Origin of the sequence: Halobacterium rubrum, assembly GCF_021729015.1 — an archaeon.
Taxonomy (GTDB): Archaea; Halobacteriota; Halobacteria; order Halobacteriales; family Halobacteriaceae; genus Halobacterium; species Halobacterium rubrum.
Window position 1 is genome coordinate 280,792 of sequence record NZ_JAJQQZ010000002.1, and the last position, 16,492, is coordinate 297,283.

Consider the following 16,492-nt stretch of genomic DNA (forward strand, 5'->3'; position numbering starts at 1 on the left):
CATGCCGAACGACTTACCGAACGCAGCGTAGGATCCACCCTTGCCCGTCTGACCTAGATTATTCCTCCCCGAACTCCTCGAACCCCCACTCCTCGGCGCGCTCGGTCGCTTCCTCCCTCGCGCGCTCCCGGATGGCGTCGATTTTCTCGTCGTCCTCGAGGAACGCTTCGACGGCGTCCATCGACTCGCCGCTGGCGGCGCGGTCGCTGGGAGCGGCGGCACGGGTGCGGTCGGCGAGGGCGGCGTCGCCCGCGAGTCGCTCCGCCGGCGTGCCGGGCGAGACGGCGAACTGGTCGGTCTCGGGGACGGGCGGGTCGCCGCCGGCGAAGCACTCGACGCGCAGCGGGCCGGGGACCGCGAGGTCCGCGAGCGCGGCGTCGCCACCGCGGCCGGTCCCGGCGTGCTTGACGTGCGTGGGGACGCCGTCCGCGAACGCGAGGACGCCGGCGCCGCCGTCGTCGAGCAGCAGCGCGTCCTGTGGCGTGAACTCGGCGTAGCCCGTGAGCTCGCGGTCGAGAACGAGCTCGAGGGCTTCGGCGGCGTCCGCGGCGACGCGGGAGAACGTCACCGGTGTCTCCGTCGTCATGGCTGGTCGGGGACGACCGCGCTCCGGAACCGGTCGGCGACCGCGTCGGCGTCGCTGGCGTGGACGTCGAGCGCGTCGGCGGCCTCCCGGTACGCGGCGGCGGCGTCGCTGTCGGGGGCGTGCGCGAGCAGCGGTTCGCCCGCCCGCCGGGCGGCGCGCGCGGCGTCGTCCTCGGGGACGGCGGCGAGCGTCGGCCCCTCGAAGTACTGGTCGGCTTTCGCGGCGACGCGGTCGACGGCATCGCCGTCGGTCACGCGATTGAACAGGACGCCGGCGACGTCGGTGCCGTAGGAGGCGGCGTACTCCTGGACTTTCAGCGCGTCGGAGATGGCGGGGATGGTCGGCTCCACGACGAGCACGGTGCGGTCGGCCAGCACCACCGGGAGGACGGCGTCGCGGCTCGCGAGCGTGGCGGGGGAGTCAAGCAGGAGGACGTCGGTGTCGGCGGCGAGCTCGGCGACGACGTCCCGCAGCCGGTCGGGGTTCGCGGCGCGGAAGTCGCTCAGGCTGGTCCCGCAGGGCACCACGCGCATTCCGTGGCGGTCGTAGACGGCGTCCGCGACCGCCGCGTCGGTGTCCGCCAGGAGCAGGTCGTGCAGCGTCACGTCGACGTCGGCCAGTCCCGCGTGGAACAGGAGGTTCGCCATCCCGGTGTCGGCGTCCACGACGGTGACGTCGTAGTCCTCGGCGAGCGCGAGACCGAGCGCGAGCGTGCTCGTCGTCTTCCCGGTGCCGCCCTTCCCGGACGCCACGGCGAACGCCTCAACCATCGTCGCTCCCCTCCGCCGGGTCCGGCTCCGGGTCGTCGGCGCCGTTGTCGGCACCACTGTCCTCGGCGTCGACGCCGTCGTGGCCGTCGACGGTACCGTTGTCCTCGTCGCCTGCGTCGGGTCGGAGGGCGGCCGCGACGGCCCACCGGTCGTCCGGCAGGTCGGCGAGACGGCTGTCGGCGTCAGCTCGCGACTCCCGCAGCGCCTCGTCCGGCCGGCCGAGTTCCCGGTTCTTGCACTGCTCGTAGAGGTCGGAGACAGAGCGCCGGTACTCTGCGACCCGGCGGGCGCGGTCGACGGCTGCGCGGAGTGCGTCCGCGTCCCTCGACGGACACGTCACGTCCGCGTCTGTCTCCACAGCCCCCACGGAGACGACAGGGACGCCGCCGCCACCAGACCGAATCGCGGCCACGACGCCACCCGGGTCCGCGACCGCGTCCGTGTCTACGACGGCCACGTCCGGGTCGTGGCGCGCGAGGGCGTCACTGACCGCGTCGGCGTCGACGAGCACCGCTCCCGAGCCGAGGGCGTCCCGGAGTGTCCGCCCGTCGTCGTCGTCCGCGACCAGTAGTGTCACGTGCAGCGGATTCGCCGTGCCGGACGAAATATTTTCGCATTCGGGAAACGGAATCATGCTCGTGGGGAACGCTGCCGGCAGGCGCCCCGAACGCCGGCGACGGCACACCCGGGAGACCAACGGGCGCCGACGCCGTCGACGTGATTTCGACATCCGACTCCGGCGGGCGAGAGTCCTCCAGGCCACGGGTCGTCCGGGAAGCGTGAGCCCACCCGCTGTGGGCCGAGCGAGCGATTGTAACGGATTTATGAGCGTGGTGAGACAACGGCTGCTGTGAACCGACTCCGACGGACCCTCGGAGTGCTCCGGGACAACTGGCGGGACCCGTCGTTCTGGCTCGAGGGGCCGGACTTCGTCTGGCGGCACGTCCTCACCGCGCCGCTGCGGCGAGCCGGGTGGGCGTACCAGCGCCGCACCGGCGACGCCGAAGCCACCACGATCGGCGACGCGGACTGGGACAACTGCATCGTCCTCGACGCCTGCCGGTACGACACCTTCGAGTCCGTCGCCGACCCCTCCTGGGACCTGCGACCGCGGCTCGCGGCCGGCTCGGACACCGGCCAGTACCTCGCGGCGAACTACCCGCCGTCGGTGACTGAATCCGACCTCGTGTACGTGAACTCGAACCCCCGGGTGGCGAACGAGCCGACCGGCGACTTCCACGAGATTCGCCACGTCTGGCAGGACGAGTGGAACGACGAGTACGACACCGTCATGCCCGAGGACGTCTGTGCGGCCGCCCGCGAGGCCGCCACTGACCACCCCGACAAGCGGCTGCTCGTCCACCTCGTCCAGCCACACATCCCCTACATCGGGCCGACCGCCGACGACCTCCCGAGCGGCGCCGCCATCCAGTCGATGCGGTCGGGCGACGCGGAGATGGACGACTCGAAGCCGTACGCCGCCGTGAAGGCCGGGCTCGTCGAGCCCGAGACCGTTCGGGCGGCGTACCGGGAGTCCCTCGAACTCGCGATGGAGCACGTCGAGGCGCTCGTCGACGACCTCGAGGGGAAGACCGTCGTCACGGCCGACCACGGCGACCTCCTCGGCGAGCGCGACGGCCGCTGGGTCGGCGAGTTCTCCCAGTGGGGCCACCCCGCGAACACGCCCGCGACGCCGCTGGTCAGAGTCCCGCTGGCGGTCCCGCCGTTCGACGAGCGGAAGACCGTCCGCGACGGCACCGCCACAGACACCAACCAGACGGACCCCAACAGTGAACAGCTCGAAGCACTCGGCTACCGGTAACGACCCTCGCACTGCCACGACGCACCGGCGTCGGACACGGCACGCCCAGACTCGACAATGAACCGGTCACAGGTCTGGTCGACGCTGGTCGGGTTCGGCGCCGCGGCGGCCGTGTTCGCGGTGATGTTCTGGATCATCGGCACGGGCGACATCCTCGACGCGCTCGGCCGCGCCAGCCTCCCGCTCGTCGGCGTCGCCGGCGGGCTGATGCTGGGCTGGGTCGTCGTACAGGGGGCCTCGCTCTGGGTCGTCTGGCGGATTCTGGACATCTCGGTGCCGGTGCGGTCGGCGGTGCTCGTGTTCGCGGGCGCGGCGTTCGCGAACAACCTCACGCCGTTCGGACAGGCTGGCGGCGAGCCGGTCGCTGCTCTCCTTACGACGGACGTCTCGGACGCCGACTACGAGACCGCGCTGGCGGCTATCGCCGGCGCCGACGCGCTCAACTTCGTCCCCTCCACCGGTCTCGGGCTGGTCGGCAGCGCCACGTACGCCGTGTTCAGCACCGTTGGTCCGCGGCTCCAGTCGGTCGTCTGGGTCGTCGGCCTGTTCGGGCTGACTGTCGGCGCGCTCGCGCTCGCCATCTGGTACGTCCGGGACGCGCTGAAAGCCACCGTGGTGCGAGTCCTCACACCGCCGCTGCGCCTGCTCGCACGCGTCGTGCCCCGGGTCTCTGTCCCGACGCCCGAACGCGTCGAGGACGGCGTCCGGGAGTTCTTCGCCTCCCTGGAGCGCCTCGCTGCCGACCCGAGACGGCTCGCGAGAGCGCTCGCGCTGTCCACGCTGGGGATGGTGTGTCAGGCGACCGCGATGTGGGTCATCTTCGCCGCGCTCGGCACCCCCATCCCGCTCTACGTCCCGTTCTTCGTCATCCCCGTCGGCACCATGGCGGGCATCGGCCCGACCCCCGGCGGCCTCGGCAGCATCGAGTCCGTCCACGTCGTCCTCCTCACGGCGATGACCGGCGCCACCGCCCCGCTGGTCGCCGCCGCCGTCGTCATCCACCGCATCGGCGGCTTCTGGCTGACGATGACCGTCGGCGGCGGGTCCCTCGCCGTGCTCCGGGCGCGGGCACGAGACGCCTGACGCCCCGCGACGACAGGCCAGCGACCAGTAGTGCCCACGCTCGCCGTCGATTCCCGAAGTTCGGGCACGCGAACCGGCTTTATTCGTCGGCGGCCCCGACTCCCCACCGACCGGATGGCGTCCACTCGCCACCCGCTCCCGGACTGGCTCGGGCCCGCAGCCGCGGTCGCGCGCTGGACTGTCCACAGCAACCTCCTCGTCTCGCTGGCCGCCACCGGCGCCGCCACCACGACCAGCGTGCTCGTCGACGCCCCACTCGACCCGCTCGCGCTGTTCGTAGTGTTCGCCGCCACCCTGTTCGTCTACGGCGCCGACCGCGTCACGGACGCCGACGCCGACGCCGCAAACCTCCCCGCTCGCGCCTCGTTCGCCCGCCGCCACGGCCGCCGCCTCCTCGCCGCCGGCGTGGTCCTCTACGCCGCCGCCGTCGCGCTCGCCGCCACCCGCGACGTCCCCCACGTCGAGTTCGTCGCGCTCCCCGTCGTCGCTGTCGCCGTCTACTCCGGGCTGCGAGCCAAGCGCGTATTCCTCGTGAAGAACCTCCTCGTCGGCGCCGCCTGGGCAGCCGTCCCGCTCGGCGTCGGCGCGTACGCCCACCAGCTCGGCGACCCCCACGTCTGGCTGCTCGCGGGCTGGACGGGCGCCGTCATCACCGTCGCTGCCGTCGTCTTCGACGTGAAAGACGTCGACGGCGACGCAGCCGCCGGCATCCGCACCGTCCCCGTCGTCTACGACCCCGCCACCGCCCGTCGCGCCGCGGCCGCCGCCAACGTAGTTCTCGCCGCCGCCGTCGCCGTTCTGGTCGCAGCCAGCGTGCTCCCCGCTCGCTTCCTCGTCCTGCTCGCCCTCCACGCCTACGTCGCGGCCTACGTCCCCTTCGCGACGCCCGACCGCAGCGCGCTCTTCTACGGTCTCGTGGTCGACGGCGAACACGTCGCGCTCGCAGTGCTGGCAGTCGCCCTAGACGCCGGCGGATTCCTGTAGCCGCGGCCGTTCTCGACGTCGTTTACGCGGCTCTCAGAAAGTCGCGCTCCCAGACGTACGAGTGCGGACGGCGTTCGCAGGAGACGTCCGCCTGCCCAGAGTTGAACCGAGCCCGGACGGTGCCGCTCACTCGGCTCGCGAGCCTGCGGCTGCCGTCTTCAAATCTACTCGGTTGGATTCGCGAAGGAAGTCCGCCCTCCCCGATTTGAACGCCGTGAGACGTGCTCGCTTCGCTGCGCGCGACTCACGAGCTCAATTCGGTTCGGGCGGACGTACGTCGCGCTCACGGGCTCACTGAGTTCGCGCGTTCGCGCAGAAGCAGTCCGCCCTCCCCGATTTGAACGGGGGACAAGTCGATCTACAGTCGACTGCTCTACCGGTCTGAGCTAAGGGCGGATGCACCCAAACGTAGGCCGTGGTCGAAATTTAAGGGTTGTCATTCGGGCCGGGAGACAGCCGTCGGACACGCCCAGGGATTTAATAACCCGGGGGCTGGTACTGTATGACAATCGCCATGTCGAAAGTCACGTTCCGCGCGGACGACGACCTCGTCGCCGCCGTCGAGGACCTCGACGCCTCGAAGAGCGAGGTCATGCGGGAGGCGCTCCGCACGTACCTCGCCCAGCACGGCGAGCCCGCGGTCGGGAACGGTGGCGGCGGCGGCGACGCCGGGTCGCTGGACGCGGTGGTAGCGGACCGCGTGGACGAGCTCGTCGAGGACGCGCTCGGCGACCGCCGCGCCGGGGGAGACACCCACGCTTCGGCGGGTCGTGGGCGGGACGTGAACGTGAATATCACGGTCGAGTCGCCGGCCGCCACGAGCGTGGAGGCCGAGCGGACGGCAGCCACCGAGAGCGATCCCGTAGCTGCGGGCGGCGACCGTCACCCGGACCGCCAGCAGAACAGTCCGGCCGCTGACGGGTCGTGCAACCAGTGCGGGTCGACGCTGTCTGGCGACCATGTGTACTGTCCGAACTGCGGGGAGAAGGCGACACATCGCGTGTTCTGCGAGTGCGGCGACGAGGTGCGGGCTGACTGGTCGTTCTGTCCACACTGCGGTCGGCGAACGGCGTCGGCGGACGCTCTCGACCGGCAGGGGTAAGACACCTGTTTACACCGCCGTTAATTATTTATCCCAAGGCAGTGTGGGTTGTCGTACGTAAGACGGTCGTCTTACACGGGACCGCCGGACGGCGTGGCCCCTTCGCGCCGGGCCGGCGGTGTAAGACACGAGAGCGGGAGACCGGGTCCGTCTTACCAACACGGGGATACCAAATATGGAGCGTGTGACACTCCGGATTCCGGAACAACAGATCGACGAGGTGGAACAGATGGTCGAACGGGGGAAGTTCCCCAACCGCAGCGAGGCGATTCGCTCGGCCGTTCGCGAGATGATCGACGAACAGACGGACCAGACCGGTCCGAAGAACTGGGCGAAGGTGTAGACAGATGCAGGACATCGTCCAGGACGCCCTCGACAACGCCGAAGCGGAACAGCGCGAGATGGACGCCGACGGCGACGGCGACGAGTTCGGTGACCCCCGAATCGTCATCGTCGGCGCTGGCGGCGCCGGCAACAACACGGTCAACCGGCTGTACAACATCGGCGTCGAGGGCGCCGACACCGTCGCCATCAACACGGACAAACAGCACCTGAAGATGATCGAGGCCGACACGAAGATCCTCGTCGGGAAGTCCCTGACGAACGGCCTCGGCGCGGGCGGCGACCCCTCGATGGGCGAGCGCGCCACCGAGATGGCGCAGGGTACCATCAAGGAGGTACTCGGCGACGCCGACCTCGTGTTCGTGACCGCCGGCATGGGTGGCGGCACGGGCACCGGCGCGGCGCCGGTGATCTCGAAGATCGCCAAAGAACAGGGCGCCATCGTCGTCGGCATGGTGTCGACCCCGTTCAACGTCGAGCGCGCCCGCACCGTCAAAGCCGAGGAGGGTCTGGAGAAGCTCCGCGAAGAAGCGGACTCCATCATCGTCCTCGACAACAACCGGCTGCTGGACTACGTCCCGAACCTGCCCATCGGCAAGGCGTTCTCCGTGATGGACCAGATCATCGCGGAGACCGTCAAGGGCATCTCGGAGACGATCACCCAGCCCAGCCTCATCAACCTCGACTACGCCGACATGACCGCCATCATGAACCAGGGTGGCGTCGCCGTAATGCTGGTCGGGGAGACCCAGGACAAGAACAAGACCAACGAGGTCGTGAAGGACGCGATGAACCACCCGCTTTTGGACGTCGACTACCGCGGCGCGAGCGGCGGTCTCGTCCACATTACCGGTGGTCCGGACCTCACGCTGAAAGAGGCCGAGGGCATCGCAGACAACATCACGGAACGGCTGGACGCGAGCGCGAACGTCATCTGGGGCGCCCGCATCCAGGAGAACTACAAGGGCAAGGTGCGCGTCATGGCCATCATGACGGGCGTGCAGTCCGCGCAGGTGCTCGGCCCGAGCACGCAGAAGCAGGCCGACAAGTCCCGGGAAGAGCTCCAGGACGTCGACGCGTCGACCGAGCGCGCGACCGAGGACACCACCGCGGGCGGCTTCGGCGGCGCGCACTCCGACGGCGGCCAGGACGAGGTCGAGCAGGAGAACGGCCTCGACGTCATCCGGTAAGCCGCCACGCGCGGTCCCTTTTCACTGTCCGTCTCGCTGCCCGGCCAGTGTCGGCGCTCCCGCAGTCTCCGGTTTTCCGTTCTCCAGGTGCTTCGCTTCGACGCTGTGCGTCGCACTCACAGTTCCCCCCTGGGAGAGCGACAGAAAAAGACGATATCGGCTCGTCTTACACCGACTCGACGGCGTCGAGCAGCCCGCACTTCCGGCAGCGGTCCTGCGTCGTGGGGGCGCCACACGCCTCGCACTCGCCGACCGCCTCGCTGTCTTCGTCGCCGCCGTACTCGTCGGCGGCGAGGCTCGCCAGCTCCTCGTAGCCCGCCATGATTGAGTGGCGGGTCCCCGGGTGGTTCTCTTCGAGCTCGAGCAGGAGGTCCTGAATCTCGCCGCGGAACGCCTCGCTGGCGTGCGGGCACTCCTCCATGTGGACCGGGAGGTCCCGGAGCTGGGCGTACAGCGCGACCTCCTTCTCGGGGACGTCCCGCAGCGGTTTCGCGCGCGGAATCATCCCGTCTTTCTCGTTGCGCTCCCCGAACGGCCCGAGGCTCGCGTCGAAGTGTTTGGCGACCTGTTCGACGTTCCCCTCGAAGACGTTCATCAGGGCGGTCTCGGCCTCGTCGTCGAGGTTGTGACCGGTGAGGAGTTTGTCCGCGTCGTACTCGTCGGCGTACCGCGCGAGCACGTCCCGCCGGAACACCCCGCAGTACGCACAGGGCGCCATGTCCAGGGGATCCTCCTCGGCGACGTCGTCCATCTCGACGTCGAACTCCTCGCGGTAGGTCGCGACCTCGTGGCGGATGCCGTGCTCGGCGACGAGTTCCTCGCAGGCGTCGAGGCTCTCGTCGCGGTAGCCCTCGATGCCCTCGTGAATCGTGAGCGCGACCAGTTCGACCCGCGGGTCCTCCTCGAAGGTGTCGTGGAGGATGTCCGTGAGGACGACGCTGTCTTTCCCGCCGGACAGTCCGACGACCCACGTATCCGGGTCCTCGGGGGTGGCGTCGGCGGGCAGCATGTCGTCCTCGCGGACGCGCCGCCGCACGCGGCGCTCCACGCTCTCGAGGAAGTGCGGCTCGCAGAGGTGGGCGCCGGAGTAGGCGGCGTGCATCACCGCGTCGCGGTCGCACTTCGTGCAGTCCATCGGCCTCACGTAGCAGCGTCGGTTGTTTCACCGTTTCGGGACGCGCGCGAGCAGCGACTCGTAAATCACATACCGGGATAGCAAATCGCGGTGCGGCGGGCGGACCCGGGACACAGATTCGCTCGCAGGGAAGCACGGCCGCTGGCCGACGTGGTGGAGCGCGGGCAGAGGAAACAGCGCTGTCAGGCCGTCTCGTCGTGGAACCAGGCGGTGAGCGTGCGCGTGGCCTGCTTCTCGACGCCGTAGGGGACGAAGACGAACGGGATCGGCGAGTCGAAGGCGCGGTCGCCGTACAGCCCCCAGTCGCCGACCGAGCGCGTGGTGCCGCCGTACGCGATGGGGATGTCTTCGAGGGCCTGGGGCTCGTACTCGGGGACGTAGGACTGCTCGATCCAGACCTCGTGGACGGGGACGCCGAGTTCCTCGGCGAGGCTGGCTTCGAGGCGGTCGGCGTGCTCGGAGAGCCAGTCGCCGAAGTCGTCGATGTCGGCGTCGACGCGGTCGGCGTACGCGATGCGGTGCTTCCAGCACGTCTCCGGGAACTCGCGGCCGCGGAAGCGGTCGTAGAGGTCGGCGAGCGTCGAGTCGGGGTGGTCGCGCGCGGCGACCCGGAGGCGTTCGAGGATGGTGTTGTCGTCGATGCCGCCCTCGAGGACGGCGTCGATGGTCACTGGGGGGTCGTCGCTGAGCGCGTCGAGTTCGTCCAGCATGTCCCGGAGGAGCGCGTGGGCGTACACCGACTTGTGGTGCTGGGTCACCCACATGTACAGCGCGATGCGGCCCTCGAGGTAGTTCCCGATGGTGGAGAGAGCCTTGTCCGAGAGCGCCAGCCCCTCGTCGGGGTGGGCGGTGTAAGACGCGACCATGCGGGCGGTGTCGAAGCTGAGGACGTCGGCGCCGGTCATCTGGTTGTCCCGCGTGATGTAGTCCAGGCGGTCGACGTCGATTGGGGAGTGGAGTATCTGGGCGGCGACGCCGTGCTGCCAGCGGCCGCCGCGCTCGTACGCGAGGCTGTAGCCGAGGACGTGGGCGCACACCTCGTGAGGGGCGACGTCCATCGATTCGAGGGCGTCGGCGAACTCTCGGCAGACGAGCAGGCAGCCGAACAGCTCGTGCGGGCTGGCCTCCCGGAGCGGCGCGTCGCCGACGCCGGCGTCCGCGAACGTCTCTTGGAGGGCGTAGTCGGCGAGTCTGTCGAGCAGCTCCTGCCGGTCGAGGTAGCGCTCGCCGAGGTGGGAGAACGGTGGGTGGCCGACGTCGTGCAGGAGCGCCGCGCACTCCAGCGTGCGCTGGATGTCGTCGAGCTCGGCGGTGGTGGCGTCCTGGTAGAAGTACCGCTGCTCGCGGAGGTTCTCGAAGACGGTCTTCGCGAGGTGGTAGACGCCGATGGAGTGCTCGAAGCGCGTGTGATTCGCGCCCGGGTAGACGAGGTTCGTCGCCGACAGCTGGCGGACGTGCCGGAGCCGCTGGAACGGCTTCCGGTCGACGATGCCGTCGAGGAGCGCCGCGTCGAGTTCGACGTAGCCGTGGACTGGGTCCTTGAGTTGCGTGGTTGGCATGGCTGGGGGTGAACGATGGTCCGGCGAGCGGACCGCTCGGAGATTGTCGGACGGACGGCGGGCAGCGGCCTCCGTCTTTCGGTCTTCAGGCGTAGGCCTCGAACTCCCGACCGAACGCGGCGAAGTACGCGACGCCGGCGAGCCCGACGACGGTCGCGAGCGTGAACGACAGTTCGGGTCCGGCAGTCAGGGTGGCGTCGACGACCGGAACCGGGGCCGTCCAGTCGCCCTGATAGAGGACGCCGCCCAGCGCGGCGCTCGGGATGACGACGGTGTTCCGGACGAGGTAGTACGTGCCCGTGACGCGGCCGCCGGCGTCCTGCTCGGCGGGCCCGACGATGAGCGCCTTGTGCGCGGGCAGTCCCGCGAACCGTAGCCCGGAGTACGCGAACAGCGCGACGAGCGCCCACTGGTCGGCGGGCGCGTTGACGAGCAACACCGGAAACGTCGCGTAGACGAGGAAGCCGAGGCCGACCACGGGCTTGAGGCCCGTGCGTTCGGCGAGCTTCGACACGGGGACCTTCGTGAGGATGGCGACCGCCATCTCGACGGACAACAGCACGCCGAAGAACGCCGCCGGGGGCAGCGAGACGCCGAACCCCGTGAAGCCGACGTCGAGGTATCGCGTCACGACGACGACGAAGAACACGTACACCATCCCGTTCGCGAACCGGATGAGGGTGTCCGCGAGCAACAGCGGGCGCAGCGTCTCGGGCATCGCTGCGAGGTCACGCCTGATGGCGTCCAGTCCCTCGAAAGAGTCGCCGATGGTGTCTTCGGATGCGTCGTAGAGGGAGTGCTGGGCGACAGTCGCGACGGCCGCGAACCCGGTCGCGAGCAGGAGCACGTACTGGAACCCCAGCTGGAACTCGTAGACGGCGAGCACGCCGGCCGCGATGGCGGGCCCGAGCAGGAAGCCGACGCGGCGGAAGATCTCGGTGCTCGCGAACCCCATCGCGAGCCGGCCCGGGTCCACGGACTGCTTCACGATGGCGAACGTCGCGCCGAGCCCGAACGACTTCCACGCCTGCGTCAGGAACAGCCCGACGAACACCCACACCCACGCGCCGACCGCCCAGCCACCGAGGTCCAGCGGCCCCAGTGCGACCTCGGGGACGACGAACCCGGGCAGCATCGGGGCGGCCGCCCACACGAGGAACCCCACCGTCGTCACGACTGCGAACGCCGTCAGCGCCACCCGGGAGCCGACCCGGTCGGAGAGCGCGCCGCCCGGGTAGGGGTAGACCGCCGAGATGAGGTTGCCGAGACTGCCGTACAGGCCGACGACGGCGCCGCCGGCGCCGAGCGTGAAGATGTACTCGGGGACGTACCGCGTGGTCATCTGGAAGGCGAGGCTGAACACGAGCATCGCCACCGACAGCACGAGCACGTCCGGCTCCAGGGCGAAGAACTGCCGGTAGGAGTCGAACGCGTCGACCTCCCCGGGCTCCTCGGCGGCGCCGTCTGCCATACCAGGGACCACGCAGGGCGCCCACGTTACTCCTCGGGTTCGGGAGCCACCGGCGTTGCACAACGGTTTTCGGCACACGCCCGCTAACGGGGTGTATGGACCGCGACGCCGCCGTCGACCGCGTCGAGGCGCTGCTCGACACGGTCGTCGACGACGAGATGCCGGTGCCCGTCCGCGAGGTCTGGGTGTACGGCGACGTGGCGCTCGGCCTCGACCCCGTCGACCGCCTCGACGTCTACCTCACGAAGGACGTCCTGCTGCGGGGCGACGACGCCGACCGCGCCGACGAGTTCGAACGCGAGTACGGCGTCGCCGGCGTCGGGAAGACGGTGCGAGCGTCCTGGGCCGACGCCCACCCCGAGCACTTGCGGGCGAACGAGAACGGCCACGTCGCGCCCGAGCGCTGCCTCGCCGCGCACCTCGTGGACGACGACGAACCCATCCACCTCGAAGTCTGCAACGCCGGCTTCGAGGACAACGTCACGCAGCGCCTGGAGGGCGCGCTCGCCACCGAGACCTACGAGCACGTCCTCGACCCGCGCGGCGTCTGCCTCTACGCTGACGGCCAGCGCGGCGAGGACGCCCTCCAGAAGCTCCGGGACGGCGAACTCGTCTTCCCGACGTTCCCCGAGGCGCTGGAGATGCTGGGCGCCGAGGAGGACGAAGCCGAACTGGCCGCCGACGCGGTGAAAGAGCGCCGCGAGCGCGCGACAGGCGCGACGGTACGCGGCGACGTAGTTTGAAGTACGATAGCGGGACCACCCCCGGTGTGTACTGACTCGACGCCGGCCGGGGGCGGCGGGAGCGCGGCAGTCCCGGTCGGAGCGACCGCCGCCTGTTCGCCACTGTCGGGCGCTACTGTTCGGTGTCGAAGCCGTCTTCGAACCGGAAGGTGCCGTTGCGCTGGACGACTTCCCCGTCGACCTCGATGAACGAGTCCTCGCTCATGTCGACGATCATGTCCATGTGGACGGCGGAGTCGTTGAACTCGCGGTCCTCGGGCACGCACTCGTCGATGGCGGCGCCGACGGCGAGGTGGACGGTGTCGCCCATCTTCTCGTCGAACAGCATGTTGTACGTGAACCGGTCGATGTCCCGGTTCATCCCGATGCCCAGCTCGCCCAGCCGTCGGGCGCCGTCGTCGGTGTCGAGGATGCTCTCGAGGACGTCCTCGTTCTGGTCGGCGGCGAAGTCCACGACCTCGCCGTCCTCGAACGTCAGCGAGACGCCGTCGATCTCGTTGCCCTGCCGCATCAGCGGCTTGTCGAAGTACACCTCGCCCTCGACCGAGTCCGGGACCGGCGACGTGAACACTTCGCCGGCCGGCATGTTCCGGTCGCCGTCGTCGTTCAGCGCCTGCATCCCGTCGACGCGCATCGTGAGGTCGGTCGACTCGCCGGAGACGATGCGCACCGATTCGGCGGGGTCGAGCAGCTCGACCATCTGGGCCTGGAACTCGCTCTGCTCGGCCCAATCCTTGTTCACGGCGTCGTAGACGAACTGTTCGTACGCGCCAGTGCTCATCTCGGCCTGCTGTGCGCCGGCGGCCGTCGGGTGCGTCGTGATGACCCACCGGGTGCCCAGCCGCTCTTCGAGAATCGGCTGGTGGGCGCGGCTGCCCGCCTGCGACTTCGCCGGCGGCACGTCGCTCGTCTCGAAGGCGTTGGGCCCGCCGCCGACGAGGAACACCACGTCGGTCTCTTCGATCGCGGCGAGGTCGTGGGCTTTCGTCGTGTAGTCGTCCTCGTCCATCGCTCGCGCGTACGCCCGGGACGCCTTCGGGAGGCTCCACGTCAGCGACGGCCGGGCGCCCCGCTCACCGAGGGCCTCGTACAGTGCGACGACGAGGTCTTCGGCCTGCTTGCTCGCCGTGATCTGGACCATGTCGCCTCGCTGCACGTCGGCGCAGTGGTCCACGAGAATCTCCGCGTGCTGGCGCACTCGCTCGTCCATGCCCGGACCGAGACAGCGACCGCCGAAAAGGGTTTCCTGAACGACTCCTCGGTCTACTCGCTGTCACGTGGCACCGCGCCGACCGTCACGTAGAACGGCACGGTCTCGCGGCGCACGTACTCGCCGGCCTGCATCTGCGCGACGACTTCCCGCCCCATCTCGCGCCACGCCGCCCGCAGGTCGTCGTAGGCGTCGTCGGCGAGCCCGCCGGCGGCGAGTTCGGGGCGCTGGTCGGCGAGCCGGTCGGCCGTCGCCTTCCGCGCGGCGGCCTCTAGTGCGGCGTCGTCGTAGGGCGGCTCGGTAACTCTGGTGTGGTCGTAGCGCGTCGTCGAGACGTCCACGAGCCCTGCGTCCTCGAGGAGGTCGGCGGCGTCGGCGCCGAGCGCGACGTCCGTCTGCACACCGTCGACGTAGAACTGGCGGGCGCGCGCCGACAGCGTCGTCTCCGAGTCGACGGTCGAGTCGACCGTGACGGCGCCGTTGTCGGGTTCGACGGCGGCCACGAGGTCCGTGGAGACGCGAGCGAACTCGCGGACGGCGGCCGCCGGGTCGGGCAGATTGATGAGCAGTGCCTGACAGGCGACGAGGTCGCAGGCGTCGTCCCGTACGGGCAGTCGGGTGGCGTCGCCCGCGAGCCGGTGGTCCGCGTCGGCCGCGTGCCCGAGCAGGCCCGGGTCCGCGTCCAGCGCCACGACCTCGGCGTCGGACTCCTCGGCGAACACGGCCGCCAGCTCGCCGGTGCCGGCGCCGACGTCCAGAATCCGCGAGCGACCGGCGAGGTCCAGCGACGCGAGCGCGTCGCGGTCGCTCCACATGCCGCGGCGCGTCTCCGTGAGGTAGTCGGCGCTGAACTCGCGCACGGACACAGCGAAGGGGGGAAGGGGCGAAAAACTGACGGGTCGGGGCGGCCGTCCGCCGCGCGCTCCCGGGGCGCCATGGCAGGCGGGAGCGTGGGATGGCAGGCGGGCGGACGCACTCGAACCGTGGGACGGCTCGGACTTAGTTCCGGCCCAGACTGAAACGCGTCTTTGACCGTGGGGTCACTCGCGGAGGTCGCGGACGCGGTCGATGTTCCACGCGAATCCCTTGCCGTCCTCGTTCGGCGTCTCCAGCACGAGCGGGACGTCGTGGTCGGTGATGCCGTCGTGGTTCACGAACGCACGCATCCCGTCCTCGCCGATGAGCCCCTCGCCGATGTGGGCGTGTTCGTCCTTGTTGGTGCCACACTCGTGTTTGGAGTCGTTGAGGTGGACGCAGGCGAGGTCGTCGAGGCCGACGACGTCGTCGAACTCGGCGAGCGTGTCGTCGACGGCCGCGGGCGTCGAGAGATCGTAGCCGGCAGCGAACATGTGAGCGGTGTCCAGACAGACTTCGAGGTCCTGCTCGGACTCCGCGAGGACGTACGCGAGGTGTTCGAAGTCACCGCCGAGTTTCGTGCCGGAGCCGGCGTCGCTCTCGACGAGGACGGTGACGTCGTCGGGAACGTCGAGTTCGTCGAGCGCGCTCACGGCGTTGTCCAGACCCTGGTCGACGCCGGCGCCCGTATGCGCGCCCAGGTGGACGTTCACGTACGGGATGTCGAGTTTGTCGGCGGCGTCGACCTCTTTCTGCATGCTGTCGACGGACTTCTCCCGGAGACCGTCCTTGGGCGTGCAGAGGTTCACGAGGTACGACGAGTGGATGACCCAGGGACCGTCGAGGTCGCCTGCCGTCCCTTCGCGGAACGCGGCCGCCTCGTCGTCGCCGACGTTCGGGTCCTGCCAGACCTGCGGCGAGTGCGTGAATATCTGGCCGCAGTTCCCGCCGACGTCGAGTTCGTTCTCGACGGCGTTGTCGACACCGCCAGCGATGGAGACGTGTGCACCGACGCGCATACCCTACCCTGCGACCGGGCCGACTTAGCGGCTTCGGAGACGGACGCAACGCCTATGCGTCGCTGGGAGTGTAGGAGGCGGTATGGCTTCCGACGACGCGCTCTCGGTGGGGGACGAGGTCCCCGACGTGGCCGCAGAACTCGTGCGTGCAGACGGCAGCACTGAGACCACGCGGCTGTCGGAGCTGTACGCGGACGGCCCGGTGCTGGTCGTGTTCTACACGAACGACTTCAGTCCGGACTGCGTGGACGAGTGGTGTTCCTTCCGCGACTACGGCTGGTTCACGTCCACCAGCGACGTCTCCGTCGTCGGGTCGAGCAAGTCCCGCGTGGCGACCCACCGGAAGTTCATCGACTACCTCGACATCGACTTCCCGCTGTTCTCCGACCGCGACCTCGCCGTGTCGGACGCGTTCGGCGTGAGCTACCGGACCTTCAAGGTGTTCCCGCGCTCGAAGCGCTCGGTGTTCCTCGTCGACGAGGACGGCGTCGTCCGGTACCGCTGGGTGGGCGACCACCCGCTGGATCCGACGCGGGACCAGCCGCCACTGGACGAGATCAGGGAAGCCGTCGAGGAGCTCTCGCCACAGGAGCCGGAGACGTTCGGGTTCGACTGAGCGGC

Annotated in this window: 17 protein-coding genes and 1 tRNA gene; 8 read left to right on the forward strand and 10 right to left on the reverse strand. The window is 69.8% G+C overall.

Translation table 11 applies throughout. From position 1 onward, the window contains the following. Positions 1–58 precede the first annotated feature (58 nt). From LT971_RS08970 to LT971_RS08980, 3 genes are read right to left on the reverse strand one after another with little or no spacing between them, the layout of a single operon-like run. Entirely contained in the window at positions 59–586 is a 528-nt protein-coding gene (locus tag LT971_RS08970; RefSeq protein ID WP_237006586.1) for a DUF8054 family protein, read from the reverse strand. After that, positions 583–1,356 (reverse strand): nucleotide-binding protein, encoded by a 774-nt coding sequence (locus LT971_RS08975; protein WP_237006587.1) that lies wholly within the window; start codon positions 1,354–1,356, stop codon positions 583–585. The genes LT971_RS08970 and LT971_RS08975 overlap by 4 nt, the downstream gene beginning before the upstream one ends. Next, the gene (locus LT971_RS08980) at positions 1,349–1,933 is read right to left on the reverse strand and encodes a hypothetical protein (protein WP_237006588.1); all 585 of its coding nucleotides are present in this window, start codon (positions 1,931–1,933) and stop codon (positions 1,349–1,351) included. Before LT971_RS08980 ends, LT971_RS08975 begins: the two co-directional genes overlap by 8 nt. A gap of 273 nt (positions 1,934–2,206) precedes the next feature. Here LT971_RS08980 and LT971_RS08985 point away from each other — a divergent pair, with 273 nt between their 5' ends. From LT971_RS08985 to LT971_RS08995, 3 genes are all read left to right on the forward strand, one after another. Next, complete coding sequence (locus tag LT971_RS08985; RefSeq protein WP_237006589.1) at positions 2,207–3,178, forward strand: alkaline phosphatase family protein; 972 nt, start codon at positions 2,207–2,209, stop codon at positions 3,176–3,178. Positions 3,179–3,235: 57 nt separating this feature from the next. After that, entirely contained in the window at positions 3,236–4,261 is a 1,026-nt protein-coding gene (locus LT971_RS08990; protein ID WP_237006590.1) for a lysylphosphatidylglycerol synthase transmembrane domain-containing protein, read from the forward strand. A gap of 114 nt (positions 4,262–4,375) precedes the next feature. After that, complete coding sequence (locus LT971_RS08995) at positions 4,376–5,245, forward strand: UbiA family prenyltransferase (protein ID WP_237006591.1); 870 nt, start codon at positions 4,376–4,378, stop codon at positions 5,243–5,245. Positions 5,246–5,567: 322 nt separating this feature from the next. On the opposite strand, the gene LT971_RS09000 is transcribed toward LT971_RS08995, so the two are convergent. Beyond that, positions 5,568–5,641 (reverse strand) — tRNA-Tyr (locus LT971_RS09000). Between the two features lie 118 nt (positions 5,642–5,759). On the opposite strand from LT971_RS09000, the gene LT971_RS09005 reads away from it, so the two are divergent. The 3 genes from LT971_RS09005 to ftsZ all read left to right on the forward strand — a co-directional run bounded on the left by LT971_RS09005 (position 5,760) and on the right by ftsZ (position 7,879). Continuing rightward, on the forward strand, positions 5,760–6,347 hold the full coding sequence (locus LT971_RS09005; protein ID WP_237007039.1) for a double zinc ribbon domain-containing protein: 588 nt from the start codon (positions 5,760–5,762) through the stop codon (positions 6,345–6,347). Positions 6,348–6,522: 175 nt separating this feature from the next. Continuing rightward, a complete protein-coding gene (gene cdrS, locus LT971_RS09010) occupies positions 6,523–6,690 on the forward strand; it encodes a transcriptional regulator CdrS (RefSeq protein ID WP_089668569.1) in 168 nt (55 codons plus the stop codon). Positions 6,691–6,694: 4 nt separating this feature from the next. Further along, positions 6,695–7,879, forward strand: coding sequence for a cell division protein FtsZ (ftsZ, locus tag LT971_RS09015; RefSeq protein ID WP_237006592.1), 1,185 nt, complete (start codon positions 6,695–6,697; stop codon positions 7,877–7,879). A 166-nt stretch (positions 7,880–8,045) separates the two neighbouring features. On the opposite strand, the gene ncsA is transcribed toward ftsZ, so the two are convergent. The 3 genes from ncsA to LT971_RS09030 all read right to left on the reverse strand — a co-directional run bounded on the left by ncsA (position 8,046) and on the right by LT971_RS09030 (position 12,044). Beyond that, complete coding sequence (gene ncsA / locus LT971_RS09020) at positions 8,046–9,014, reverse strand: tRNA 2-thiolation protein NcsA (RefSeq protein ID WP_237006593.1); 969 nt, start codon at positions 9,012–9,014, stop codon at positions 8,046–8,048. Positions 9,015–9,196: 182 nt separating this feature from the next. Next, positions 9,197–10,573 carry an HD domain-containing protein gene (locus LT971_RS09025; RefSeq protein ID WP_237006594.1) on the reverse strand — a complete coding sequence of 459 codons (1,377 nt, stop codon included), beginning with the start codon at positions 10,571–10,573 and terminating at the stop codon, positions 9,197–9,199. Between the two features lie 85 nt (positions 10,574–10,658). Further along, positions 10,659–12,044, reverse strand: coding sequence for an MFS transporter (locus LT971_RS09030; RefSeq protein ID WP_237006595.1), 1,386 nt, complete (start codon positions 12,042–12,044; stop codon positions 10,659–10,661). Between the two features lie 95 nt (positions 12,045–12,139). Here LT971_RS09030 and LT971_RS09035 point away from each other — a divergent pair, with 95 nt between their 5' ends. Next, complete coding sequence (locus tag LT971_RS09035) at positions 12,140–12,787, forward strand: DUF7095 family protein (protein ID WP_237006596.1); 648 nt, start codon at positions 12,140–12,142, stop codon at positions 12,785–12,787. A 112-nt stretch (positions 12,788–12,899) separates the two neighbouring features. On the opposite strand, the gene LT971_RS09040 is transcribed toward LT971_RS09035, so the two are convergent. The 3 genes from LT971_RS09040 to LT971_RS09050 form a co-directional block, all read right to left on the reverse strand. After that, on the reverse strand, positions 12,900–13,997 hold the full coding sequence (locus tag LT971_RS09040; RefSeq protein WP_237006597.1) for an aminopeptidase: 1,098 nt from the start codon (positions 13,995–13,997) through the stop codon (positions 12,900–12,902). Positions 13,998–14,050: 53 nt separating this feature from the next. Continuing rightward, the gene (locus LT971_RS09045; protein WP_237006598.1) at positions 14,051–14,857 is read right to left on the reverse strand and encodes a class I SAM-dependent methyltransferase; all 807 of its coding nucleotides are present in this window, start codon (positions 14,855–14,857) and stop codon (positions 14,051–14,053) included. A 180-nt stretch (positions 14,858–15,037) separates the two neighbouring features. Beyond that, positions 15,038–15,871 carry a deoxyribonuclease IV gene (locus LT971_RS09050; protein WP_237006599.1) on the reverse strand — a complete coding sequence of 278 codons (834 nt, stop codon included), beginning with the start codon at positions 15,869–15,871 and terminating at the stop codon, positions 15,038–15,040. 82 nt (positions 15,872–15,953) lie between these two features. Here LT971_RS09050 and LT971_RS09055 point away from each other — a divergent pair, with 82 nt between their 5' ends. Beyond that, positions 15,954–16,487 (forward strand): redoxin domain-containing protein, encoded by a 534-nt coding sequence (locus LT971_RS09055; protein ID WP_237006600.1) that lies wholly within the window; start codon positions 15,954–15,956, stop codon positions 16,485–16,487. The last annotated feature ends 5 nt before the right edge of the window (positions 16,488–16,492 follow it).

Bases quoted from the DNA above. Each gene is read 5' to 3' on its own strand.
- LT971_RS08970 (WP_237006586.1), bottom strand. From the start codon at position 586: ATGACGACGGAGACACCGGTGACGTTCTCCCGCGTCGCCGCGGACGCC.
- LT971_RS08975 (WP_237006587.1), bottom strand. From the start codon at position 1,356: ATGGTTGAGGCGTTCGCCGTGGCGTCCGGGAAGGGCGGCACCGGGAAG.
- LT971_RS08990 (WP_237006590.1), top strand. From the start codon at position 3,236: ATGAACCGGTCACAGGTCTGGTCGACGCTGGTCGGGTTCGGCGCCGCG.
- LT971_RS08995 (WP_237006591.1), top strand. From the start codon at position 4,376: ATGGCGTCCACTCGCCACCCGCTCCCGGACTGGCTCGGGCCCGCAGCC.
- LT971_RS09005 (WP_237007039.1), top strand. From the start codon at position 5,760: ATGTCGAAAGTCACGTTCCGCGCGGACGACGACCTCGTCGCCGCCGTC.
- cdrS (WP_089668569.1), top strand. From the start codon at position 6,523: ATGGAGCGTGTGACACTCCGGATTCCGGAACAACAGATCGACGAGGTG.
- ftsZ (WP_237006592.1), top strand. From the start codon at position 6,695: ATGCAGGACATCGTCCAGGACGCCCTCGACAACGCCGAAGCGGAACAG.
- ncsA (WP_237006593.1), bottom strand. From the start codon at position 9,014: ATGGACTGCACGAAGTGCGACCGCGACGCGGTGATGCACGCCGCCTAC.
- LT971_RS09025 (WP_237006594.1), bottom strand. From the start codon at position 10,573: ATGCCAACCACGCAACTCAAGGACCCAGTCCACGGCTACGTCGAACTC.
- LT971_RS09030 (WP_237006595.1), bottom strand. From the start codon at position 12,044: ATGGCAGACGGCGCCGCCGAGGAGCCCGGGGAGGTCGACGCGTTCGAC.
- LT971_RS09035 (WP_237006596.1), top strand. From the start codon at position 12,140: ATGGACCGCGACGCCGCCGTCGACCGCGTCGAGGCGCTGCTCGACACG.
- LT971_RS09040 (WP_237006597.1), bottom strand. From the start codon at position 13,997: ATGGACGAGCGAGTGCGCCAGCACGCGGAGATTCTCGTGGACCACTGC.
- LT971_RS09050 (WP_237006599.1), bottom strand. From the start codon at position 15,871: ATGCGCGTCGGTGCACACGTCTCCATCGCTGGCGGTGTCGACAACGCC.
- LT971_RS09055 (WP_237006600.1), top strand. From the start codon at position 15,954: ATGGCTTCCGACGACGCGCTCTCGGTGGGGGACGAGGTCCCCGACGTG.